Origin of the sequence: Azospirillum sp. SYSU D00513, from assembly GCF_017356015.1 — a bacterium.
In the GTDB taxonomy this organism is placed as follows: domain Bacteria; phylum Pseudomonadota; class Alphaproteobacteria; order Azospirillales; family Azospirillaceae; genus Azospirillum.
In genome coordinates this window covers 53,630-76,796 of the sequence record NZ_JAFIQV010000036.1, presented here as the reverse complement: position 1 = coordinate 76,796, position 23,167 = coordinate 53,630, and the positions used below count along the sequence as shown (strand labels likewise).

The window sequence follows — 23,167 nt, the reverse complement described above, 5'->3', positions numbered from 1 at the left end:
GGCTGCATGGGATGGATCTCCGCTTCCAGAGGGCCAATCCCCTTCAGATAAGTTCACTTACCAGGAAGCGGGGGCCGTCCATCCCATCAGCGTCCCAACCGGCATCACGCGCTTAACAAACCCCGTCAGTAGATACCCCCTCCCATACCGACGCCGCTGGTGCCAGCTCCATCCCCCAATCAGCCGTTTCTCCTCCTGACCGGTGGCATCAGCTCAACTGCGGCATCCGGCGCATCTCGTCGAGGCGGCGGGCGATTTGCTCGGCGAATTTTGCCGCCGCGACGGGGAGCGTTCGCCCCTTCTGCTGCCCCAGCACCAAGGGGCCATGAGCGAGGTCGGCGTCACTCAGGGGAATGACCGTCAGCCCCGGGTCGAAAATGGGAGAGGGCGCGCCGATTTCGATCTGGAAGGTGATTACCCTGCCGCTTCGAGCAAGGTTGCGCAGCATCTCGAAGGAGTTCGACTCCAACTCGATGAGCAGCCCTACGGAGCTGACGGCGAGCAGCTCGTCCAGGATCGCGCGAGTGCCGAAGCTCGCGTCCGGTAGGGCAATGGGAAAGGGCGCGCAGTCGCGCAGTCGCAGGCTCGGCCGTCCAGCGAGTGGATGGTCGGCTGCCATGATGGCGACGACCTGCTGGCCCAGTGTCATCAACGGCTGAAGCTCCGCCGTGCGGCGAGGGCTGAAGATGATGGCGATGTCGGCCGAGAAGTCGGCGAGCATCGCCATCGCGTCGCCCTGGGACGCTACCCGGATGTCGAAGCTGACCAAGGGGAAGCGCTCGCGGAAGGTCGATATCTCGTCGGCGAGGAAGGATCCGACCAGGGCTTGGCTGCAGGCAATGCGGACGCGGCCGCGCCGCAGGCCCGACAGATCTTCAATCTGCGAGCGGACGCGATCCAGATCGGCTGACTGCGCGCGGACCCAGCGAATGAAGCTTTCCCCCGCGGCGGTGAGGCGAATGCCCTGGGCCGACCGTTCGAAGATCTCGGCCCCCAGATCCTCCTCCACGTCCTGGATGCGCCGCTGCAGCGCCGAGGGTGTGATGTTGAGCTGTTCAGCCGCCTTACGCAGGGAGCCGAGCCGAGCGGCCTCGTCCACATAGCGCCAGATCCGCATGTGCCTCATGTGGGGCTTCTTTCCCTCGTGTATACTTTTCGTCCACACCCTACCAAATTTTCGGCGTTTGTGGTGACCGTCCCGGCGGCCTTAGCCTCCCCTTATCACATGGAACGAGGAAGGCGGCTCATGAACAAGCGGTTGGGCGGTTGGCTCGCGGCATCGGCGGGTGTCCTGTTCGGCATGGCCGGGGTCATGGGCGCGGCGGTCGCCGAGACGCCGGTGAAAATGGTCCTGAACTGGAAGTACCAGGGGCCGCAGGCGCTGATCCTGCTGGCCGAGGACAACGGCTACTTCAAGGAAGAGGGGCTGAAGGTCATCATCGACCAGGGTGAAGGCTCCGGCGCCGCGATCACCAAGGTGGCGACCGGTGCCTACGACGTCGGCTTCGGGGACATCAATTCCCTTATCACACTGGCCTCCAAGTCACCGGCCGAGGCGCCGATCGGCGTGTACATGATGTACAACACGCCGCCCTTCACCATCGCCGTGAAGGCCGACGGCCCGATCCGCACGCCCAAGGACCTTGAAGGCAAGACGTTGGGCAGCCCCGCCAATGACGGTGCGTTGAAGCTGTTCCCTGCCTTCGCCAGCCTGGCCGGAATCGACGCTTCCAAGGTGACCCTGACCAACATGCAACCGAACCTGCGCGAGCAGATGCTGATGCGCGGGCAGGTGGACGGAGCGCTGGGCTACGTCAACACCATCACCTTCGGCGCCAAGGCTGCGGGCATGAATCCCGACAAGGATTTCCGCTTCATCAAGTTCGGCGACTACGGAATGGACCTCTATTCCAACGCCATTGTCGTGTCCCGCGCCTTCGCCAAGGAGCATGGTGACGCGGTGAAAAGCCTGCTGCGCGCCATCAACCGCGCCACCAAAGACATGATTGCTGACCCTGCCGGGTCAGTGCAGTCGGTCATGAAACGTGAGCCGCTGCTGAACGAGAAGGTCGAGGTCGAACGGACGCTCGCCACGCTCCAGCAGGAGATGAACCATCCGGAGATCGCCCGGGTCGGGCTGGGCGACGTCGATCCGGAACGCTTCAAGCGCTCAATCGAGATCGTGGTCAAGGCCAATGGGCTGGAGCGGATGCCGGCGGTGTCGGACGTCTTTACCGACGCCTATCTGCCCGCGCGCGCCGACCGCCCCAGCCGCGTCGTCCAGTGACGCGACAATTATCAGCCATGAGAAGAGATCGTGCCATGAAACTGGATCTGAAGGGGCGGGTGGTCGTGATCACCGGCCCGGCCAAGGGGATGGGCGAGGCGGTGACGATGGCCTTCGCCGGCGAGGGCTGCCGCCTGTCGCTGATCGGCCGCGACACCGGCGCCATCGAGCCGGTCGCGGAGAAGGTCCGCGCCGGCGGCGGCGAGGCGATCGTGCTCTCCTGCGACGTCACCGACGAGCTGCAATGCCAAGTGGCAGCTGAGCGGACGCTGGCGGCCTATGGCCGGATCGACGTGCTGGTGAATGTCGCCGGCGGCTCCGGCCCGGTCGGCAAGACCGGCTGGGAGACCAGCCAGGACGAGTTCGATGAGATTGTCACCCTCAACATGACCGGCTGCTTCAACACGATGCGTGCGGTCATGCCAGCCTTCACCGCGCAGCGCTACGGCAAGATCGTCAATGTCGGCGGCACCTTCGGGATGCGCGGCCGGGCGGGGCGCATGGCCTATTCGGCCTCCAAATGGGGGCTGCGCGGCATCACCAAGTCTTTCGCGCTGGAGGCCGGCCCGTTCAATGTGAACGTCAACTGCGTCGCCCCCGGCATGGTCGAGGGACCGCGATTCCGTGGCAAGGTCGTGCCGGAAATGGCGCGCCGGCTCGGCATCACCGAGGATGAGGCGGCCGAGCGTCACGCCGCCGACTACGCCCTGCGCCGGGTCTCCACCGGCGAGGACGTCGCCAACGCCTGCCTCTTCCTGGCCAGCGACGTGTCGCGGCAGATCACTGGCGTCGATCTGCCGGTGGACGGCGGCTGGGCGGCCCTCTGACCGCGCACGTAACGGCCCATTCCTGGGGAGCGAGACCATGTTCCTGAAGAACAGCACGCCGGCCGAGACGATCGCCCTGACGACGCCGGCGGAACCGGTCAAGCCCGGCGCGGTTTATCCGGTCATCGAGTTCGAGCGGGTCACCGTCCGCTACGGCAAGGATGCCGGCGCGACGCAGGCCCTCGCCGAGAGCAGCTTCCACATCGACAAGGGCGACTTCATCGCGTTGGTCGGCCCGTCCGGCTGCGGCAAGTCGACGATCCTGAAGCTGGTGGGCGGGCTGATTCAGGCTTCGGACGGCCATGTCTTCGTCGCCCGCCGCGAGGTGGGCGCGGCGGATGTGCGCATAGGCATGGCCTTCCAGAACCCGACTCTGCTGCCGTGGCTCAACATCCGTGACAATGTGATGCTGCCGCTGAAGATCGCCCGGCCCTTTCGCGACGAGTGGCGGAGCAAGCGCAAGGGCGAGTACCGCGACCGGGCCGACGCGCTTCTGGAGTCGGTCGGCCTGCGCGACTTCGGCGAGAAGTATCCCTGGCAGCTCTCCGGCGGCATGCAGCAGCGCGCCTCCCTCTGCCGCGCGCTGATCCATGACCCGACCCTGCTGCTGCTGGACGAGCCCTTCGGCGCGCTCGATCAGTTCACGCGGGAGGAGCTGTGGGCCACGCTCCAGGCCTTGTGGATGGAGCGCCGGCCGACCGTATTGCTGGTTACCCACGACCTGCGCGAGAGCGCCTTCCTGGCCAACCGCATCATGGTCATGAGCGCCCGGCCCGGACGCATCCTTATGGACGAGCGGGTGGATTTCGCGCGCCCTCGCACGCTGGAAACCACCTACCAGCCGGAATTCACCAGCCTGACGCAAAGCCTGCGCAACCTCATCGTCGCCGCCCGGGGCGGCATGGCAGGACATCCATGACCAGCGTGAACCGCGAGAAAATCGCCTCCGCCGTCCTCATCGTCGGCGTCTTCGTCCTGTGGGAGGTCGCTTGCCTCCTCTTCGGCATCAGCGACCTCGTCCTGCCGCGGCCGAGTCAGGTCATTGTCACGCTTTGGGAGCGCTGGCCCGCCCTGATGCCACACGCGGTGCAGACGCTCTACACCACATTGCTCGGCTTCGCGCTGGGCGTGAGCGCCGGGGTGCTCATCGGGCTGCTCATCGGCTCCTCCAGGCTGGCTTACAACGTCGCCTTCCCGCTGCTGGTCGGCTTCTCCTCCATCCCGAAGGTCGCCGTGGTGCCGATCTTCGTGCTTTGGTTCGGGTCGGGAACGGTGCCGGCGGTGCTGACCTCCATGATCATCTCGGTCTTCCCGGTGGTGGTGAACATGGCGACCGGCCTCGCCACGACCGAGCCGGAGCTGGAGGACGTGCTGCGTACGCTGAAGGCCTCCAAGCGCGACATCCTGCTGAATGTCGGGCTGCCCCGCGCGATGCCCTACTTCTTCGCCTCGCTGAAGGTGGCGGTGACGCTGTCCTTCGTCGGCACGGTGATCTCGGAGACGGTCGCATCCAACCGTGGCGTGGGCAACATGATGCTGCTCGCCTCCTCCAACTTCAACGTGCCCCTGGTCTTCGCGGGCCTCTTCATCCTCGCCGGCCTCGGCGTCGCCCTCTATGTCGGCTTCTCGCTGATCGAGCGCCGCGTCACCGGCTGGGCCAACCGCAAGACCGACTTTGCCGCGGGCTGACCGCCCGCGGCACTCAGCCATCCTTCCCGCCCAACATCGGACTGGACTCAGGCATGCTCACGATCACGCGCCGGCTCGCTCTCATGGCCGGCCTCGGCCTCTCTTTCGCCCTGCCTCTGTCGCCGGTCGCGGCTGAGCCGCTGACGCCGATCCGCTTCACGCTCGACTGGAAGTATCAGGGCGTCCACGCCTGGTACTTCCTGGCCCAGGAAAAGGGCTATTTCCGGGAGGAGGGGCTGGAAGTCACCATCGACCAGGGCGAGGGCTCCGCCGCCACGGTCACGCGCATCATGTCGGGCGCCTATGACGCTGGCTTCGGCGACATCAACGCCATCATCCAGCAGGCGGCGCAGAAGCCGGGCGAAGCGCCGGTGATGGTCTATCACATCTACAACAAGGCGCCCTTCGCGGTGGTGGCCAAGGCCGGCAGCGGCATCGCCGGTCCCAAGGACCTCGTCGGCAAGAAGGTCGGCGGCCCGGCCGGCAGTGCCGCCACCCGGCTTCTGCCCACTCTGCTGGAGCGCAATGGCCTGGACCCCGCCAAAGTCGAGATCCTGAACATGCAGCCCAGCCTGCAGGAGCAAATGCTGATCCGGGACGAGGTCGCCGCCTCGCTGGTCTTCAACGTGACGAGCTACGTGAACCTGATCCAGCAGGGCCAGGATCCGGACAAGGGATTCCGCTGGATCAGCTTTGCCGACCATGGCGTCGATCTCTACTCCAATGGCGTGATGGTCTCCCAATCGCTGGCGCGCGAGAAGCCGCGGGCGGTAATGGGTCTGGTCCGCGCCATCAATCGCGCCATCCTCGACAGCATGGCCGACCCGGCGGCCGCCATTCAGGCCCTGGTCAAGATCGAGCCGCTGGTCGACGCCAAGAGCGAATTGCGCCGCTTGCAGTTCGCCTTCGACGCCGTGATGATCACGCCGGAGACGCGCGAGATCGGGCTGGGCGACGTGTCCGACGAGCGGCTGAAGCGGGCCATCCAGCTCATCGCCGAGACCTACAAGCTGCCGGGGCAGTCGGCGCCGGGCCAAGTCTATGACCGATCCTTCCTTCCGCCTTTGAAGGAGCGTTCCATCACCCGTTCCGCCGGCTGAGGTTTCCGCCCGTGACAACCCGTTCCATCGCCTGCGCTGCCCTGCTCGAAGGCCCCGACTATGAATTGCGTGGGCCGAGAAGGCTCACTCTCGGCGAGGGGCGGATCGTCTCCGTCGAGGCGGTGGATGGAGCGGAGCCGCTGTTCGCGCTGCCGGCCCTCGTGAACGCCCATGACCACGCCCGCGGAATCCGCTCCAGCTCCTTCGGGGCGGGAGGCAAGCCGCTGGAGCTCTGGCTCCAGTACCTGGCGCTGCTGCCGGCGGTCGATCCTTATCTTTCCGCTGCCGTTTCCCTGGGCCGTAGCGCCCTGGGCGGGGCCGGGGCGGTGATGGTCCATTACACCCGCGCGCAGGGATTGACCCCGCTGCCGGAGGAGGCGGCCGAGGTGGCGCGCGCGGCGCGCGACATCGGCGTCCGTATCGCTTTCGCGGTGGCCTTGAAGGATCGGCACCCGCTGGTCTATGGCCCGTCCGAGGAGCTGCTGGCGCTTCTGCCGGAGGATGCCCGGCGGGAGTTCGCGCGGCGCAACGCTGCCCCGCCTCCCTCGCCGGCCGACCAGATCCGGTTGGTGGAGGAGGTCGCGGCGGCAGCGGCCGGAGAGTTGGTGGACGTGCAGCTCGGCCCCACCGGCGTGCAATGGTGCTCGCCCGAGCTTTTGCAGGCTGTGGCCGACGAATCGGCGGACAGCGGACGGCGCGTCCACATGCATTGCCTGGAGACGCGCTACCAGCGGGAATGGGCTGACCGCGAGTTTCCCGACGGGCTGTTCCCCTACCTGAAGCGGATCGGGCTGCTGACGCCGCGCCTGACGCTCGCGCACTGCACCTGGATCCGGCCGGAGGAGATGGACATGCTGGCCGAGGCCGGCGTGACGATCAGCGTGAACACCAGCTCGAACCTCGGCATACGCTCGGGCATAGCGCCGCTCGCCGAGATGGTGGCGCGGGGCTGCAAGGTGGCGCTCGGTCTCGACGGCCTTGCCTTCAACGAGGATGACGACGCGCTCTGCGAGATGCGGCTCGCGAATGCTCTGCACCGCGGCTGGGGCTTCGAGGAGGCGGTGCCCGAGGAAGGGATGCTGCGCATCGCTCTCGCTAACGGCCGCGCCGCGGTGACCGGGCGGGAGGGGGGCGGGCTCATCCTTCCCGGGCAGCCTGCCGACCTGCTTCTGCTCGACACCGATGCCCTTGACGCCGACCGGCTGATGGAAGGGCTCTCTCCGCGCGAGCTGCTGTTCGCGCGCGCCGGAAGGTGCCACATCGCCGAGCTGATCGTCGCGGGCCGCACCGTCGTGCGGCGCAGCAAGCTGGCCGGCATCGACCATCAGGCTGCGCAGACCGAACTGATCGCTCGCCTGCGCCGTGGCATGGGCGACGGAGCGGCGCTCCAGGCGGCACTACCCGCGCTGGAACGGGCGCTGCGTCGCTACTACGCCGCGACGCCCTGCTGCTGACCACCACCCTGGGAAAGACATGCCACTCGACATCGCACCCGGTCCGGAAACCGTCCATTGGGGCTTCTTCGACGGCACGCTGTCACCGGTAGCCGAGATTGGCTCCGGCGATATCGTTACCGTTCACACCATCAGCGGCGGGCCCGAGGCGCTGCCGCCCGACGGATCGGGCATGACCGTCCGGCCTGAGCATCGTCACGTTCACGCCATGGTGGAGCCTGGGCCGGGGCCGCACATCATGACCGGCCCCATCGCCGTGCGCGGCGCCGAGCCGGGGGACGCCCTGCGGGTGGAAATCCTGGAAGTGTCGCTGCGCGAGGACTGGGGTTTCAACCTGATCCGGCCCGGTGCGGGCGCGCTACCCGATCTGGTGCCGGAGGGCGGGCACATCCATTTGCCCATCGACCGGGCGCGCGGGGCGATCCGCCTGCCCTGGGGGCTGGAAATATCGGCGCGGCCTTTCTTCGGCGTGATGGGGACCGCGCCGCCTCCCGGGGACGGACGCCTGACCTCCATTGTACCCGGTCGCTTCGGCGGCAACATTGACAACAAGGAGCTGACCGCCGGTTCCGTCCTTTTTCTTCCCGTCTGGAGGGAGGGCGCGCTCTTCTCCGTCGGCGACGGCCATGCCGCGCAAGGTGACGGCGAGGTCTGCCTGACGGCGGTGGAAACCGGCCTGACCGGCCGGTTCCGCATCGAGCTGATCAAGGGGGCCGGCTTGGGAGCCCCGAGGGCAGAGACGCCGGAGCATTTCATCACGATGGGCTTCGACCCCGACCTGGACGAGGCGGCGCGCATTGCCCTTCGCGACCTGATCGCGCTCATCACCGAGCGCACCGGCCTGTCGGTCGAGAACGCCTATCGCCTTTGCAGCCTCGCCGCCGACCTGCGCGTCACCCAGCTCGTGAACCGGCACAAGGGGATCCACGCCATGATCGGCCGCGCGCTGCTCGGCCCCTGATCCACCTACCGCAGGGCGATCTCGAAATCTTTGGCGCCTTCCCATAGGATCTGACGGCCCAACTCCGGCAACTGCTCCAGCCCCGAGGTTAGGGTGATGAAGTGGTTGCCGGCGAGCTGCCCGACCTTGCTCGAGAAGCTCACGCCGCCATAGGCCAGCAGGATCTCCGTCTCGCTGATGCCGCCGGGATAGAGGATGATCTGGCCCGGCGCCGGGTGGCTGGTGTGATTCTCGTATGGCAGGGCGTAGTCGGTGTCGCCGAGCGGCACCCAGACCCCCTCGCCGCTCCAGCGGACATGGATGACCTGGCTGCGGAAGGGCAGCCGCTCCCGCATGGCGGCGACTGTCTTCGGCGCCCTCTCGCTTTCGAAGCGCGCCTCGAAGCGGAAGCCCCCGGCGGTGATGATAAGCTCGCTCATGATCAGCTCCTCTTGGCGGTGACCGCCGCCATCGTCTTGTCGGCGTTGCGGGGCTCCGGCGTCGGCATGTGCTGGATGGCGTGAACCGATCGGCCGTGGCCCCTGGAGCCGACCAGTGTCTCGTCGCGCACCACGAAGGCGCCCCGGACCAGCGTGTGCTTCAGCCGACCCTGAACCTTCCGTCCATCCCAGGGTGAGATGCGGGAGAGGGAGTGGATCTCCGCGTCGTCGATGGCCCATTTCTGGCCCAGATCGAAGATCGCCAGGTCGGCGTCGGCGCCGGGGATGATGGCGCCCTTCTGCGGATAGAGGCCGAAGCTTTTGGCGGGTGCTTCGGAACTCAGCCGCACATAGTCGCACAGGTCCAGCCGGCCCTCCGCCACTGCGGTCAGCATCAGGGGCATCTGCATCTCGACGCCTGGGAAGCCGCAGTCGCAGTTCCAGATTACCGGACGGGTCTTCTCCTCCGGCGTGTGGGGCGCGTGATCGGTCGCGATCATGTCGATCGTGCCGTCCTTCAGCGCTTGCCAGAGCGGCTCCTGGCAGTTGGCCTCGCGCACCGGTGGGTTGACCCGGATCACGCCCTTGAAGCGCTCGTAATCGTCCGTGCTCAGCATCAGGTAGTGCGGGCCTGTCTCGCCGGTGATGTCGACGCCGCGCGCCTTCGCCTCGGCCAGCGGGCGGAGCTCCTCCTTGGAGGAGATGTGCAGGATGTGGATGCGGGCGCCGGTCCATTCGGCGAGCGTCGCGGCGCGCTCCACCGCCTCCACCGCGACGACGGCGGGGCGGGACTCGACATGCGCCAGGGGATCGTTGCGCCCGGCCTCGCGCAGCCGCCTTTCCCGCCGCTCCATGATGGAGTTCGTCTCGGCATGCAGGCTGACGCGCAGGCCGGTGGGCGCCACACGTTCAAACAGCTCCAGCATGGCGCCTGTGTCGGGCGAGGGGATGCGGCCGAAGGTGTTGCCCATGTAAAGCTTGAAGCCGATCACACCGCCCTCGGCCAGCGCCTCCACATGGGCGAGCGACTCCTCGCCCAGCACGGCGTAGAGTCCGTAATCGACATAGGCCTTCTCGGCGGCGATGGCGTGCTTGGCCGCAAGGATCTCCGGTGTCGCCACGGTGGGGATGGTGTTGGGCATGTCGAAGACCGTCGTCACGCCACCGAAGGCCGCCGCGGTCGTGCCGCTGGCCCAATCCTCCTTGTGGGTGTAGCCCGGGTCGCGGAAATGCACATGGACATCGATCCCGCCGGGCAGAATGGCGAGGCCGGTTGCGTCGAGCGTCTCGGCGGCGGGCGGCATCGTCTCCGGCGCCCCGATCGCGGCGATCTTGCCGTTGCGGATGGCGATGCTGGCCGGGAAACGCGCGGCGGAGGTGACGACCTCGCCACCATGGATCACGAGGTCGGCGATAGGTTCGATGCCAGCCACGGGATGTTCCTTCCTCGTCTCAAGTCGGGTCGGATGCGCGATGCACCCTTTCGCATGGAAGGCTAGGCAGCTAGGCGACGCGACTCAAACGCCGTTTTCCGTCAGGGGCGTCGACTAAAAGTACACGCTCAACCCGTCGTCGCGAGGGCAGGGGCGGCAGCGTCGCGGTCGAGCAGGAGCCGATAAAGCGGTCGGCGGTGAAGGACGTCTCCTGCAGGCGCGCAGGGGTGCTGTCAGGCTCCCGGCGCTCAATCTGAGCATGGCAAGTTGCAGGGCATGAGCGCGCTGCCCAACCTCTACTGCGGGCCAAGATCATCGGCGCAGCCGTATGGCTGTACCACTGCGCCAGTTTGAGTCTGCGCGAGGTCGAGCTGATTCTGGCAGCACGCGGCATTGAGGTCAGCTACGAAACCATCCGAGAGTGGGGATCGCGCTTCGGGCGGGACTTCGCCAACAGCCTCAAACGCCGCGACCGCCTCGAGCTGGGCCACAGTGGCGCGGAACTCAACTTCCGACTTCACCACATGATGGTGGCTCGTGACGGTGTCGCCGTTCGGCAGTTTCCGGACGCGATGCGGCTCCCCGAGGGTGCCGGACTCGACGGTTCAGGTGCGGATCTCCCCGTCCCCATAGCGGAAGAAGGCGAGGTTTTCGGCCCATATAAGGGCATGGAGGTTGGTTCGAGAGCGCCGGTATTCCCCCGAGACCCGCGAGCTGGCTCTACGGGCAAGTCTGAAGGCCTCCACGACGTCAAAGCTGTGAACCGCTTGGAGCCGGCTTATCATAGAGCTACACCACTACGTGGTGCAGGGAGGCTGAGGTGGGTGAGGATAGGATCGACCGCAATGAGCATGAACGTCTCAAGAGGCGCGATCGGCGCGTCGTTCGGATTGAAGATATTTCGGACGAGTTCGCTGCCGAACTAGACAAGCAAGCCGCCGTGGCTACGGGTGTCGCGATCGACTGGGGTGATGACGCCTAATGTCGTGATGCGATGGGCGGAGAAGCAAGGCAGGTCCCCGCCGCTATCATGGCGTTAGTGGGCAAGGCGAAACCGAAGATCACGGGCTCTCCAGGCGGCGGACAGGAGTGCGGACCTGACCAGAGTGCTCGGAGTGAGACTGCCTATTCGGCCCAGTGACGACATAGCTGTGCAAAATGGCCATCGGCGGCATCGAGATCACGGTTGCGTTCCAGCCATCTCGTGAAAGTGGCTCCGAAAGCTGGACTTCCGGCCATGCGTTGAACGGAGAAGGGCGGTGAATGGCTTTGCCGCATCAATCCGGTATGGCGGCTTTCAGGATTTCTGCACCGAGAAGCAGGTGCCGCGTTCGAGCTGCACGGTCGCGTGGTCAATGCCGAACTGTTCCTTGAGGGTGTGGTTGATCGCGATGATGGTTTCGCTCGGATTGGCTGCTTCTTCCAGGAATGCGTGCAGCGTGATGAGCCGCCGTTCGCCGGTGAGAGACCAGGCGTGGATGTGTTGAACGTCCAGAACCCCCGGCACGGCCCGAACGGCAGCGCCGACCTGAATCATGTCGAGGCCTTCCGGTGTGCCTTCCAGCAGGATGTGGGCGGACTCCTTGGTGACCTTCCAGGCACTGCGCAGGATGAGAAGCACGACCACCACGGACAGGATCGGGTCGATGGGCATCCAGCCGGTCCAGAGAATGATCAGGGCGGCCGCGATGGCGCCGACCGAGCCGAGGAGATCGCCCAGAACATGGATGGCGGCGCCGCGAACGTTGAGGTTCTCCTCGCCACCCCGGTGCAGGACCCAGAACGAGACAACATTCACCAGCAGCCCGAGCGTCGCGATGACCAGCATCTGGGCGCCCATCACCTCCACGGGATCGTAGAAGCGCCCGATGGCCTCGACAGCAATCCAAAGTGCGATGGCGAACAGGCTGATGCCGTTCGTGTAAGCGGCCAGCACCTGGAAGCGGTGATAGCCGTAGGACCGCCGGGCGTCGGCCGGGCGACGGCCGAGGCGGAAGGCGAACCAGGCGAGCGCCAGGGCCGCGGAGTCGGTCAGCATGTGACCCGCGTCAGCGAGCAGGGCAAGAGAGCCGGAGGCGATGCCACCGACAACCTCGGCCACCATGAAACCGCCCGTCAGCAGCATCACCCAGAACACCTTGCGTTCGCTGACCTCCGTCACCGCCGGCGTGTGGCTGTGGCCCGCATGGCCATCGTGGTCCCCGTGACCGTGGCCCTGCCCGGAATGTCCCGCGTTCCCGTGAGACCCATTATGCCCATGTTCATGATCGTGGGAATGGCCGTGGCCATCTGCCGGCTGAGCGGCCTCCTTACCCCCGGCACCTGGAATCGTCGCCAAGTCATGCCTCCGATTTATGGGTTTGAAAATGAAGGGTGCCGATCCTAGGAAAGGCGATGATCCAAGGTCACGCAATCAGGGCGGTTGGCGCAGAATGTCGCGCTCCCCGGATATGCGTTCCTGAAAGAATGACCAGGATGTTCCTACCGCCAACACTCCGGTGATCCAAAAAAGGAGAGTGTAAGTCGTGAATTCGACGTCGGCCAGTGCGAACAGGTCCAGCCCCGCCCCCAAAGCATAGGACATCACGATCCCGGCAAGGGCCGCCGTGATTCCGAAATAGCCGAGGGAGAGAAAGGCCATGCGCGCGATCGCCATGACCACGCTGACTAGGAGAATGCCGACGAAGAAATGTTCCGATGTCAGCTCCGGGCTGTCCCATACCCAGTGGAGATAGGAAAAGCCACTTGGATTGTAGGTGCCGAAGACCAAGCTGGCGCTGAGAAGCCACCGTTTGAACAGCAGGGACAGCGGACGGAGGGGAGGGCGTACGCCGAGGCGCGGACTGGACATCAGATCGACGAGGTCTGCGTGATGTCGTTGGAGTCCACCTGCCCGCTCAGCCGGTTGCGGATGTGGGACCAGGAAATTCCGAAACCATAAACCGTGGACAGCAGCGTCAACAGCGTCAGGCCGAAGACACTCGGATCCTCGATGTTCAGGAGGCTGTTATCGGCAAGGACCCAGGCCCCCGATCCGAGGAGCGCGGTCATCAAGCCCACGCCCACCAGCCCCAGTGACCGCACCGACGCGACAAGGCAGACAAGATGCAGGACGAGCAACACCAGGCCGACGAACATCTTGAGTGATGCGAAGCCGTCCACCTCCGTAACCCATCGATAATAAGAAAAAGTATAGGGGTTGTAACTGCCAAGCACGGCCGCGCAGCTCAGTGCCCACCGCAGAAGGAAGTCCCAAAACCCGAACTCGCGCGGCACGCATTGTCTCCCGCTGGATATGCGATCCACTCCTATCCAGAATATCGCGATTGCGCTCTGTTGGGTAGTACCTTAGAGTGACATCACATGGGTGAGAGGCAAGGGCAGGAGGAGCCCGTGGTCGCTTCGCATCCGGTCCTGCGCCATGTCCACGGAGCAGGTTGTCTCAGGCGGAAACGGCAACCCTCATGCGCGCGTCTCTCAAGATCATGACGGTCGTGCTCATGGCGCTGGTCTTCGTCCTGAGCTTGGTCGCGCTGCTGAATTTTTTCAAATTCCAGTCGTCGCTTCAGTCCCTGACGGAACGCCGCCTGTCCGTGATCACGGCGGACGTGCGGGAGTCGCTGGAAGCCGGGCTCAGCCTGGGTCTCTCCCTGAAGCATTTCGAGAACGCACCGGCGATTCTCGAACGCGCGCGAGCGCTCGATGAGGGGATCGCAGCGCTGTATGTTTTCGCGGCGGACGGGCGCATCCTCCACTCGACGGACCGCGCCTCGGCCGGGAAGCTGGTCGATCGGGATTGGATGTCCGCCCAGCGTGAGGCCCACCAGGGACTGTGGCATTACCGGACGTCCGGCCTGCTCGTGCTCGGGCATCGGCTGGATTCCAGCTTCGCGGCGGGTGTCGGCGGGCTGGCCCTCGTCTATCCAACGGATGCGCTTCTCGCCCGCGTCAACCTCATGCGCGGCGACCTGATGGCGGCAGCGGCGCTGACGCTGCTGGGCTTCTCGACTCTCGCCGCCGCCCCTGCCATCCTGGCGTCGCGCCATCTCGAACGCATCTTCGCGGGCATCGCCCGGACATTGGTGGATTCACGAGACACTGGCGACGGCGGGGCCACGCCGCTCACGCCGCCGCTCCTGCTGGCCTCCCGCCGATTCAACGATTGCGTCGCGCGGACGCATGCGGAAATTGATGCGGTCGAACAGGCCCTGCGCGGTCGTCCGGGTGGCTCCGCCCCCGCTGATCGCCCCCATGGCGGCATGCAGGCGGATCGTTCCGCGCCGGCCCGCCCGGCCTGGGAAGCGGCGCCATGACCGCAGCCGGAGCCCAGCCTTCCGACGGGCCGTCCGCGGGAACGCCGGGCGACTCCCTCGTCGACGCCGGGACGGACGTGTCACGCCTGACCGCAGGACTGCGCAGCGGGATGCTAATCGCGACGCTGGCGCTGATGGTCGGGGCCGCCGCCGTCCTGTCGCTCGTCACCCACCGCCTGTTCGAGCAGCAGCTCGCGCCGGAGATGACGCGCCAGGCCGCCACCATCGCGCGCTTCCTCGCCGCCGATGTGGAGCGCGCGCTCGGCTACGGCATTCCGATCAGCGAGGTCGTGGGGGTCGCCGAGCATTTCGAGAAGGCCCGGTCGCCGCACCCGGAGATGGAGTACATCGCGCTTCATCGGGCCGACGGCACCCTTCTCCAGGCGGCCGGCACCGCCCCCCACGCCGGCGGAGAAGGCGGCATGACGTCCGGCACGGTCGAGGCGGTGCGCGGGCTTGCCGCCGGACGGCCGGCGCTTGGCTCGTTGGGCGGCGACCTTGTCCACACCAACTCTCACGATATCGTTCTGCACCCCGTCCGGCACGCCGGGGCAGTCGCGGGCGTCGTCGTCGTCGGCATCGACGCCTCCTTCGTCCGCGTCCAGATGCAGGAACTGGCTTACGACGTGCTGACCGTCCTGCTGGTCGCCGTCATCCTCGCCTTCGAGATCCTGGCGCTGCTGACGAACCGGGTGGTGTCGCCCTTGCGGGCGCTGCACGGATTGATGCTCCGCGTGGGGCAGGGGCAGCTGGACCAGCGCCTTCCCGACCGTGTTCCGGGTGTCGCCGGCCACCTGTTCCGGACGGTCAACGGCACGCTGGACGCGCTTCGGAAACGGTACGGGCGCGCCGCCGCGGCGCTGGCGGCCGAGGCGAACGGGCCGGCGCCGCTCCGCGAGCGGATGGCGGAGATCGGGCGGCGTTTCGGGCTGGGCGAGGCTGGGGCGGACGGTGCCGCCGCCGCGCCGCGCCCGGCGCAGTCGGTCTTCGACGTGCGGCTTCCGCTGTTCCTCTTCGTCTTCGCCGAGGAACTTCAAAAGTCCTTCCTGCCACTCTACATCCGCGAGCTGTTCCAGCCGGTCGGCTGGCTGTCCCCGGCCGTGCTTCTGGGAATGCCCATATCGGTCTACATGCTGGCCCTGGCGCTCATCACGCCCGTTGCCGGCGCCTGGACGGACCGGTTCGGCACGCGCGGCGTCTTCATCGCCGGCCTGCTGCCCGCGATCGGCGGCTTCGTTGGGTCGAGCATCGCCGGCTCGCTGTTCGAGCTTCTGGGCTACAGGGCGCTGACCGCCATCGGCTACGCGATGATCACTATCGCGGCGCAGGGCTACATCGCGGCCGTGACGGCGCGGCAGGGGCGGGCTCAGGGCATGTCCGCCTTCGTGGGCGTGCTGATGGCCGCGAGCGTCTGCGGAACCGCGATCGGCGGCATTCTCGCCGACCGGCTCGGCTATCGCCCCGTGTTCCTCTTCGCGGCGGCGCTGGCGGCGCTCGCCGGGTTCCTGGCGTTCCGGATGCTCTCAGGGGAGACGGTTTCCGGCGGTGCCGTCCGGCCCGGGGCGCGGTCTGCGGATTATGCCCGGCTGCTGGGCAACCGCCGCTTCCTGACCTTGCTGCTGCTCGCCGCGATCCCGGCGAAGATCGTGCTGACCGGGTTCCTCTTCTATGCGGTGCCCCTCTACCTCGCCGAGTTCGGCGCCAGCGAGGCCGAGACCGGGCGCGTGATGATCCTCTATTCGATCCTCATTATCGCCGTCGGACCCTGGGCCGGCCGCTATGCCGACCGGAGCGGGCGAAGCTGGCACCTGGTCTTCGCGGGCACCCTGCTGTCCGGCGTGGCGATGGCGGTGCCCGGTTTTCTGCACGGTCTCCACGGCGTGCTGCTCGCCGTGACTCTTCTGGCGCTGGGTCATGCCGTTTCGATCTCGCCGCAGATCGCGTTGGTTCCGGAAGTCTGCCGCGCGGAGATCGACCGCGTCGGCCAGACCACGGTGCTGAGCATTCTGCGCATGCTTGAGCGGGTGGGGAGCGTCGCCGGGCCGCTGCTGGTCGCCGGGGTGATCGCGCGCTTGGGCTATGTGGACGGCTTGACCATGATCGGCGCCACGGTGGCGGCGCTCTCGCTTCCGCTGCTGTTCATGCTGCGCAGCACTTTCCGGCCGGTCCATCCTAAAACGGAGATGCCCCGATGACGTCCCGTACGGCCCTGTTGCCCGCTCTGTTCCTGGGTCTTTTGCTGCCGCTCCTGTTCGGCCCTTCCGGCCCGGCGGCGGCGCGGGAGCCTTATAAGATCATGATGGTGCTGTGGCGCGGCTGCGAGGATGCCTGCCGCGGCTTCCAGGATTATCTGCGCGCCCAGGATATCCCCGTCGATTACCTGATGCGCGATGTGAAGCAGGATCCGCTGGCCCTGCCGAGGCTGGTCGCCGAGGCACGGGCCTTCCAGGTCGACTTGGTGGTGACCTGGGGAACGACGGCTTCGCTGGGCATGCTGGGCCGCCACGACCAGGTCGATCCCGATCTTCATCTGACGGACACGCCGGCGCTGTTCATGATCGTCACCGATCCGTTGGGCGTGGGGCTGGTGCCGAGCCTGGAGCGTTCGGGACGCAACCTGTCCGGAAGCCTCGTCGTCGTTCCCGAGGACGTGCAGATGCGGGCCATCCAGTCCTACCGGCCGGTCAAGCGCATCGGGGTCGTCTACAACACGGACGAAATCAATGCGGTGGTGAGCCTCGAGCGGCTGCGCAAGGTCGCCGACGAGATGGGGCTGACGGTCGTGGCGCGCGAGGTGCCGCTCGACGAACGCGGCAAGCCCTATGCCGGCAGCCTTCCCGGCATCGTCGCCGACATGGCCGACGAGGTGGACCTGTTCTACATCGGCTCCAGCTCCTTCCTCCTCGTTCACAGGGATGCCTTCACCAGCGCCGCCGTGGCCAAGGGCGTTCCTGTCGCCGCGGCGGGCGAGGTGCCGGTGATGGAATCGAACGCGCTGATGGGACTGGTCAGCCGCTACTACAACGTCGGGCAGCTCACCGCCGCCAAGGCGGAGCAGATCCTGGTCGGAGGCAAGCGGCCGGAGGACATCCCGATCGAGGCGCTGAGCCGCTTCTCGCTGATCGTCAACATGGAGGTCGCGCACAAGCTGAAGCTCTATCCGCCGCTCGGGCTGCAACGTTTCGCCGATGTGATCAAGGTTTCCGGGCAGCCTCACGCGCCGGAGGCCAAGCCATGAGAATCCTCCTGTGCAGCAAGCGGGATTTCACGTCGGTCATAGTTCTGAACGATCTTCTGGCACGGTGCAGCACCTTGCCGGGATGCCGTTTCGGGCTGATGCTCGCCGAACGGACCAGGGCGACGGAAACCTCGATCCCAGAGCTTACCCAGATGAAGCTCTTCGAGCGGGACCTGCCCTTCGGCATCCTCTTCCCCTTGATCGACGAGGCGCGAGAGGGCGGGGGGAAGGCCGGAGCGGCGGAATTGCGGACGCTGAACGGGCTGATCGCCCATCATCGCGTTCCGACCATGACGATCAGCAGCCTGAAGGCGCCCGAAACGCTCGCGGCGATCGACGCCTTCCGGCCGGACCTCATCCTGTCGGTGCGCTTCAGCTTCATCTTCCGCCCCGCTTTGATCGCCCGGCCGCCGCTCGGGATCGTCAACATACACCCCGGACGGCTGCCGGACTTCGCGGGCCTCTACCCGCATTTCCACAGCATCATGGTGGGCGAGCCGACGCTCGGCTGCACGGTCCACCGGATCGTCGACGACGGCATCGACACCGGTCCGATCCTGGCAGAGGGGGCGGTGCCGATCGATCCCCGGCGCTCCGCCTTTTCGCACAACCTGGACAGCCATCTCCTGGGCAACCGGCTGGCGGTCGAGGTCCTCGCCGCCCTGTCGCGCGGCGAGCGGCTGGATGGCACCCCGCAGGACCCGTCGCGCCGTCGCTATCATTCCTATCCGACGCCCGAGGAGTTCGACCGTTTCCGCCAGGCCGGGCGATCGCTCATTCAGGCCGGTGAATACATCGCGCAGCTCCGCCGTTTCGGCACCCCGGCGACCTTCACGGACGATTTCCCTTTCCTCTTCCCACCGACCGCCATTTCAGGCCCGAACCCTTTGCACAGTGAGCAAGGATAACCGCCATGTTCGACTTTGGCCTACTGACCGTCCCGGCGTTCGCCGCTTCATTCGTGTTTTTCATGGCCCTGTTCACGGGGGAGGACATCGCGATCGACAAGATCAACGTGTCCCACCAGCTTGAATGGACGGGCTACTCCTCGAACACCGTGACCCGTCACCTCACCGACGAATTGCGGGAACTCGGCGAGCAGGCATCGTCGGAGCTGACGGGCATCGAGGTCGATGGCAGCAGCCTCGAGAAGTCGGTCAGCGCCTTCGAGGAGTATTTCGAACTCGGCCTGCTCGTGAACGGGACGCGCAACCTGTTCGGGATGATCCCCTACTACATCAACGGCGAGGTCACGGAACGCCAAGGCCAGGCGGTCTTCACCGCGCGCATCTACACGAAGGACAAGGAGAACCCGGTCCATCTCGTGTCGGTTCAGGGCGAGGCCCGGAACATGGAGCCGATCCTGCACGAGGGCGCGCTCGGCATCTTGGAGAAGATCAATCCCTACGTAGTCGCGCTGTACCACCGCCGCCAGGAGATCGCCACCAAGCAGTTCGATTTCCCCAAGACGCGCGAGGTCGCGAAGAAATTCCTGAAGACCCGCCCGGTTGAGGAACATTATCTCGCCTATGGCCTGATCGGCCGCATGCACATGCTGAAGGCCGAGAAGGCGGAGGGCCTCACGCCCGAGCAGCGCGACGCCGAATACGCCACCGCGATCGACCATCTGCACGGCGCCCTGCGCCAAAAGCCCGATTTCCTCTTCCCGGTCATCAATCTCGCCCTGATCTACAGCGCGCAAGGCAAGCACGACCTGGCCGACCTCCATTTTGCTCAGGCGATCGGCATCAACCCCGACTACAAGCTGACGCGCAAGAGCTGGGGTGACGCGCTCATCAGGCAGGAGCGCTACCGCGACGCCGTGGACCAGTATGTCGCGGCCGTCGACCTGGATCCCAAGGACGCGGCGTCGCGCGACCGTCTGGCCTTCCTCTACATGAAGCTCGGCCATACGGAAGCCGCGCGCAAGCAGTGGACGAAGGCGCTCGATCTCGAGCCTCTTAACCAAACCTACACCGGCAACCTGGATGCTCTGCGCACCAGCGGCCTCTGAGCGGAGCGCCCGGCCTTCCCGAAGGCCGGGCACGTGGGGCCGCCCAGCGCCGGGACCGAGCGGAAGGCCATGCTAAAGACGTTCTTCATCTGGGGCTTCGTGGTCTTCCCGCTCGCCGTTGCGCTGATCTGGTCCCTTTACCGCGCGCGCTTCTTCGTCCTCGGGGTGGCGGGCATTGCGCTCGTGATTTCCATGATCTGGGGCGTCTTGCGGCTGACCGACCGGTTCGACCGACCGGCCGAGGTCCGCGACGAGATCCGGGCCACCCCCATTGCCTGCTTCCCGGCCCCCGGCACGCACGTGGGCCGGGTCTTCTGCGGTTCCTGACCCGATGGAGAGCGGTGCCATGGACCAGTCGATCCTCCTGTCGTTCTTCCTGTCCCTGTCGCAAGCGGCCGCGCTGGCGCTCCTGCCGCTGGCGCCCGTCGCCATCCTCTGCCGTCTCATAAACACCGTGCAGGACGCGCGGACCGGCTGGACGCCCTGGATCGAATTGCTGGCGCTCGCCGTCGGGGTGGCGGGCGGGATGGTCGTTCTCGCCCACAATCTCGACCCGGCCACCCTGGCTGCGGGCGAGATCTTCCGCAAGGGCGGTCCCTGGGACCTGGACCCCGCCGCGTTCCTGCTCGGACCCGCCAACCCCCTCGGCTGGTCGGTCCAGCCGCTGCTGCCCTGGCCCTATTCGGACAACAGGAGCTTCGGCGCGGGCACCATGGTGTTCCTCGTGGCCGGCGCCGTGGCCTATGCGCCGGTGATCGCCTTCCGGACGAGGCGCGCCGCCGCGAACGGGCTGCGCAACGCCCTGCTCATCCTGTGGGGAGGCTGCGCCACGGTCTACGGTGTCTGCTATGGCCTGTGGCTGCTGAATCTGTTGAATTTCTGGGCGTTCCTCCTGCTGCTTGCCCTGATCCAGTGGCGGCGCGGCCGGTCGGAGCGGATCGCCCCGAAGCTGAATTGACCCCTATGACGCAAGGCCTTCCGGCACCCGGCCTTGCATGCCCCGCTGATCAGAGGATGTTCAGGCATGTTCCATCGCCGTTCCGCCGTCGCACCGGCACTCGCCCTGGGCGCAGCGCTGGCGCTCGCAGCACCGGACCCCGCGCGTGCGCAGACGAAGCCCGGCACGGAGCCGACGTTCCCCGAGCAGGCCGAGGCCTTCGTACTCGATGCCTTGAAACGTGCCCTCGAATTCGCATCGTCGCTCGGCAACGTGGTTCCCTACGAAATGCCGGAGCAACTGCCGAACGGGGACATCATCATCCGGCGCAAGCCGGCGGCTCCACCCCAGGGACCGCTCCCGGAGTTGCCGCCCGCCGGTCCGCCGGGCACCACCCAGCTTTGAGCCGCCGCTTTGTACTACTGCGCGTGCCGTTCCCTCCGGCATGGCCGGCGAGCGCATGACCTTTCCTGATGGGCCGCTGGCCCGAGACATGCGCAACCTCGTGGTGAAACGCGTGGAATGCGCCTACCCGACGCAAGCTGTCCCGCCAGCGAACGGCGCAGACGCCGTGCAGCCAATCCACGGGTTAGCCCGCTAAATTGTTCACAGCCGGATTTATCAGGAATACTGGACATTGCGAAAAAGTTTCCCCATCCTCCGAAAGAGATAACCTTTCTAGCTAGTTGAGCAGGGAGCCGAGCGTGATTGGTCCAGGAATTCCGATTCGTAGCACTGTTCTGTCGGCTCTCATGGGGATGTGCGTCAGCGCCGCGGCGCTGACCGCCGTTCCGCTGTCTGCCGCCGAGGCGAAGGTCGCCGTCTTCGCCTGTGTCCCGGAATGGGCCTCGCTCGCCAAGGCGATCGGCGGCGACGCGGTTGAGGTCACGCTGGCCAGCTCCGCCCTGGAGAACCCGGAAGGCATCAAGCCCACTCCGGCCCTGATCGCCGACCTTCAGAAGGCCGACCTGATCGTCTGCACCGGCGCCGGGCTGGAGGAGGGCTGGCTGGACCAGATGCTCGACCGCGCGGCCAACCCGAAGGTCACGGCGGGCGCGCCGGGCCATTTCCTCGCCAGCTCCTTCGTGAAGCTGCAGGAGGATCATCACGGCGGAGCGAAGGAGAAGGGCCACCTCCACGGCGAGGGCAACCCGCACATCCAGGGTGATCCGCGCAACGTGCAGAAGGTCGCCGCCCAGCTCGCCAAGCGCCTCTCCGCCATCGACGCCGCCAACAAGGCCGTCTACGCCGAGAACGCGAAGACCTTCATCCGCGATCTGGACAAGCTGACCAAGGACCTCGCGAAGAAGGCGGCGCCGCTCAAGGGTGTCCACATCGCGGTCCAGCACGAGCATTCGCTGTACCTGCTCGAATGGCTCGGCATCGAGGCCGCGGCCACGGTCGAGCCGGAACCCGGCATTCCCCCCGGTCCGCAGCATCTGACAAAGATCATCGACTCCGTCGCGAAGCAGAAGATGAAGTTCGTCGTCCACGCCGCCTACGAGGACCCGAGCCCCTCCAAGTTCGTCGGCGAGAAGTCCGGCATCCCGCTGGTCAAGCTGCCCTTCACCGTGGGCGGAACGCCCGAGGCGAAGGACTTCTTCGGCTTCTACGAGGATTCGGTCACGCGGCTTCTCGACGGGCTGAGCGGACGTGAACGCTCTTAGTCTCGACATCCTCGGCCTGCCGCTGGTGGCCGGACTTCTGATCTTGGCGACGCACGTGCCGCTGGGCTCCATCGTGCTCGCCCGGGGCATCATCTTCATCGACATCGCTCTGGCGCAGGTCGCCGCACTGGGGGTCGTGTTCGGCACGGTGGTGTGGGGGGATGTGAGCGGCTGGGTGGTGCAGCTGAGCGCGGTTGCCGCCGCGCTCGGCTGCTCCGCGATGCTGACCTGGACGGACAAGCGGTTTCCGGACATGCAGGAGGCCATCATCGGCGTTCTGTATGTCGTGGCGGCGGCGGTCCAGATCATTCTGCTGTCCTACAGCACGAACGGGTCGGAGCATCTGAAGGCGCTGCTGGTGGGGCAGATTCTCTGGGTCACGCCGCTCCAGATCCTTGTCGTCGGGCTGCTCTATGGCGCGGTGATGGCGCTGTGGTACTTCCGCGACCTCGCGAAGGAGCGGCTGCTGTTCTACGCCGGCTTCGCGGTCGTGATCACGGCCTCCGTGCAGATCGTCGGCGTCCTTCTCGTCTTCGCCTCGCTGATCGTGCCGGCGCTGGCGACGCAGCACGCGCCTGCACGCTGGCGGCTGACGGCGGCCTTCAACATCGGCGTGGCGGGCTATGCTGGCGGCCTAGTCCTGTCCGCGCTGCTGGACATATCGACGGGAGCCGCCATCGTCTGCACCATCGTGCCGATCGCGGCCGCCTCCGCCTGGGCGATCGGGCGCTACGCCGGGCGGTCGGAAGAAGCAGCGCCGCCGCGCCATCCCGCGGGGCACGGCACGGGGCACGGCCTCGGCCATTCACTGGACTGATCGGGACGCCG

General features: G+C 66.5%; 23 protein-coding genes and 1 pseudogene. 18 read left to right on the top strand and 6 right to left on the bottom strand.

Annotation, left to right across the window (positions count from 1 at the left end; translation table 11 throughout):
* Positions 1-208 precede the first annotated feature (208 nt).
* The gene (locus tag JUB11_RS23625) at positions 209-1,126 is read right to left on the bottom strand and encodes a LysR family transcriptional regulator (protein WP_207461237.1); all 918 of its coding nucleotides are present in this window, start codon (positions 1,124-1,126) and stop codon (positions 209-211) included.
* Between the two features lie 120 nt (positions 1,127-1,246).
* Between JUB11_RS23625 and JUB11_RS23620 the strand changes: the two genes are divergently transcribed.
* Genes JUB11_RS23620 through JUB11_RS23590 form a run of 7 tightly spaced genes read left to right on the top strand, consistent with a single transcriptional unit; the run spans position 1,247 to position 8,318 of the window.
* Positions 1,247-2,287, top strand: coding sequence for an ABC transporter substrate-binding protein (locus JUB11_RS23620; RefSeq protein ID WP_207461236.1), 1,041 nt, complete (start codon positions 1,247-1,249; stop codon positions 2,285-2,287).
* A 35-nt stretch (positions 2,288-2,322) separates the two neighbouring features.
* The gene (locus tag JUB11_RS23615; RefSeq protein ID WP_207461235.1) at positions 2,323-3,114 is read left to right on the top strand and encodes an SDR family NAD(P)-dependent oxidoreductase; all 792 of its coding nucleotides are present in this window, start codon (positions 2,323-2,325) and stop codon (positions 3,112-3,114) included.
* 37 nt (positions 3,115-3,151) lie between these two features.
* Entirely contained in the window at positions 3,152-4,033 is an 882-nt protein-coding gene (locus tag JUB11_RS23610) for an ABC transporter ATP-binding protein (RefSeq protein ID WP_207461234.1), read from the top strand.
* Complete coding sequence (locus tag JUB11_RS23605; protein WP_207461233.1) at positions 4,030-4,803, top strand: ABC transporter permease; 774 nt, start codon at positions 4,030-4,032, stop codon at positions 4,801-4,803. Before JUB11_RS23610 ends, JUB11_RS23605 begins: the two co-directional genes overlap by 4 nt.
* 53 nt (positions 4,804-4,856) lie before the next feature.
* Positions 4,857-5,903, top strand: a complete 1,047-nt coding sequence (locus JUB11_RS23600) for an ABC transporter substrate-binding protein (protein ID WP_207461232.1) — start codon at positions 4,857-4,859, stop codon at positions 5,901-5,903.
* An 11-nt stretch (positions 5,904-5,914) separates the two neighbouring features.
* Positions 5,915-7,357, top strand: a complete 1,443-nt coding sequence (locus JUB11_RS23595; protein WP_207461231.1) for an amidohydrolase family protein — start codon at positions 5,915-5,917, stop codon at positions 7,355-7,357.
* A gap of 19 nt (positions 7,358-7,376) precedes the next feature.
* Complete coding sequence (locus JUB11_RS23590; protein WP_207461230.1) at positions 7,377-8,318, top strand: acetamidase/formamidase family protein; 942 nt, start codon at positions 7,377-7,379, stop codon at positions 8,316-8,318.
* A gap of 5 nt (positions 8,319-8,323) precedes the next feature.
* Here JUB11_RS23590 and JUB11_RS23585 read toward each other — a convergent pair whose 3' ends face one another.
* Both JUB11_RS23585 and allB read right to left on the bottom strand, forming a co-directional pair.
* Positions 8,324-8,737, bottom strand: a complete 414-nt coding sequence (locus JUB11_RS23585) for a DUF3830 family protein (RefSeq protein WP_207461229.1) — start codon at positions 8,735-8,737, stop codon at positions 8,324-8,326.
* 2 nt (positions 8,738-8,739) lie between these two features.
* Positions 8,740-10,170, bottom strand: coding sequence for an allantoinase AllB (allB, locus tag JUB11_RS23580; RefSeq protein ID WP_348771496.1), 1,431 nt, complete (start codon positions 10,168-10,170; stop codon positions 8,740-8,742).
* Between the two features lie 299 nt (positions 10,171-10,469).
* Here allB and JUB11_RS32930 point away from each other — a divergent pair.
* A pseudogene (locus JUB11_RS32930) lies at positions 10,470-10,610 on the top strand (IS6 family transposase); the annotation flags it as partial.
* 857 nt (positions 10,611-11,467) lie between these two features.
* Here JUB11_RS32930 and JUB11_RS23570 read toward each other — a convergent pair.
* From JUB11_RS23570 to JUB11_RS23560, 3 genes are all read right to left on the bottom strand, one after another.
* Entirely contained in the window at positions 11,468-12,508 is a 1,041-nt protein-coding gene (locus JUB11_RS23570; protein ID WP_247887276.1) for a cation diffusion facilitator family transporter, read from the bottom strand.
* 75 nt (positions 12,509-12,583) lie between these two features.
* Positions 12,584-13,021, bottom strand: coding sequence for a DUF6524 family protein (locus JUB11_RS23565; protein WP_207461227.1), 438 nt, complete (start codon positions 13,019-13,021; stop codon positions 12,584-12,586).
* Positions 13,021-13,446 (bottom strand): DUF6524 family protein, encoded by a 426-nt coding sequence (locus tag JUB11_RS23560; RefSeq protein WP_207461226.1) that lies wholly within the window; start codon positions 13,444-13,446, stop codon positions 13,021-13,023. The genes JUB11_RS23565 and JUB11_RS23560 overlap by 1 nt, the downstream gene beginning before the upstream one ends.
* Positions 13,447-13,634: 188 nt before the next feature.
* Between JUB11_RS23560 and JUB11_RS23555 the strand changes: the two genes are divergently transcribed.
* From JUB11_RS23555 to JUB11_RS23510, 10 genes are all read left to right on the top strand, one after another.
* A complete protein-coding gene (locus JUB11_RS23555; protein WP_207461225.1) occupies positions 13,635-14,483 on the top strand; it encodes a hypothetical protein in 849 nt (282 codons plus the stop codon).
* Positions 14,480-16,678, top strand: a complete 2,199-nt coding sequence (locus JUB11_RS23550; RefSeq protein WP_207461224.1) for an MFS transporter — start codon at positions 14,480-14,482, stop codon at positions 16,676-16,678. The genes JUB11_RS23555 and JUB11_RS23550 overlap by 4 nt, the downstream gene beginning before the upstream one ends.
* Entirely contained in the window at positions 16,675-17,721 is a 1,047-nt protein-coding gene (locus tag JUB11_RS23545; RefSeq protein WP_207461223.1) for an ABC transporter substrate-binding protein, read from the top strand. Before JUB11_RS23550 ends, JUB11_RS23545 begins: the two co-directional genes overlap by 4 nt.
* The gene (locus JUB11_RS23540; protein WP_207461222.1) at positions 17,718-18,629 is read left to right on the top strand and encodes a formyltransferase family protein; all 912 of its coding nucleotides are present in this window, start codon (positions 17,718-17,720) and stop codon (positions 18,627-18,629) included. Before JUB11_RS23545 ends, JUB11_RS23540 begins: the two co-directional genes overlap by 4 nt.
* A 5-nt stretch (positions 18,630-18,634) precedes the next feature.
* Positions 18,635-19,735 carry a tetratricopeptide repeat protein gene (locus JUB11_RS23535; RefSeq protein WP_207461221.1) on the top strand — a complete coding sequence of 367 codons (1,101 nt, stop codon included), beginning with the start codon at positions 18,635-18,637 and terminating at the stop codon, positions 19,733-19,735.
* Between the two features lie 69 nt (positions 19,736-19,804).
* Positions 19,805-20,062, top strand: a complete 258-nt coding sequence (locus JUB11_RS23530; protein WP_207461220.1) for a hypothetical protein — start codon at positions 19,805-19,807, stop codon at positions 20,060-20,062.
* 19 nt (positions 20,063-20,081) lie between these two features.
* Positions 20,082-20,693 carry a hypothetical protein gene (locus tag JUB11_RS23525; protein WP_207461219.1) on the top strand — a complete coding sequence of 204 codons (612 nt, stop codon included), beginning with the start codon at positions 20,082-20,084 and terminating at the stop codon, positions 20,691-20,693.
* 66 nt (positions 20,694-20,759) lie between these two features.
* Complete coding sequence (locus JUB11_RS23520; RefSeq protein WP_207461218.1) at positions 20,760-21,077, top strand: hypothetical protein; 318 nt, start codon at positions 20,760-20,762, stop codon at positions 21,075-21,077.
* A gap of 353 nt (positions 21,078-21,430) precedes the next feature.
* Positions 21,431-22,339, top strand: coding sequence for a metal ABC transporter substrate-binding protein (locus JUB11_RS23515; protein ID WP_207461217.1), 909 nt, complete (start codon positions 21,431-21,433; stop codon positions 22,337-22,339).
* On the top strand, positions 22,326-23,156 hold the full coding sequence (locus JUB11_RS23510; RefSeq protein ID WP_207461216.1) for a metal ABC transporter permease: 831 nt from the start codon (positions 22,326-22,328) through the stop codon (positions 23,154-23,156). Before JUB11_RS23515 ends, JUB11_RS23510 begins: the two co-directional genes overlap by 14 nt.
* Positions 23,157-23,167 lie beyond the last annotated feature (11 nt).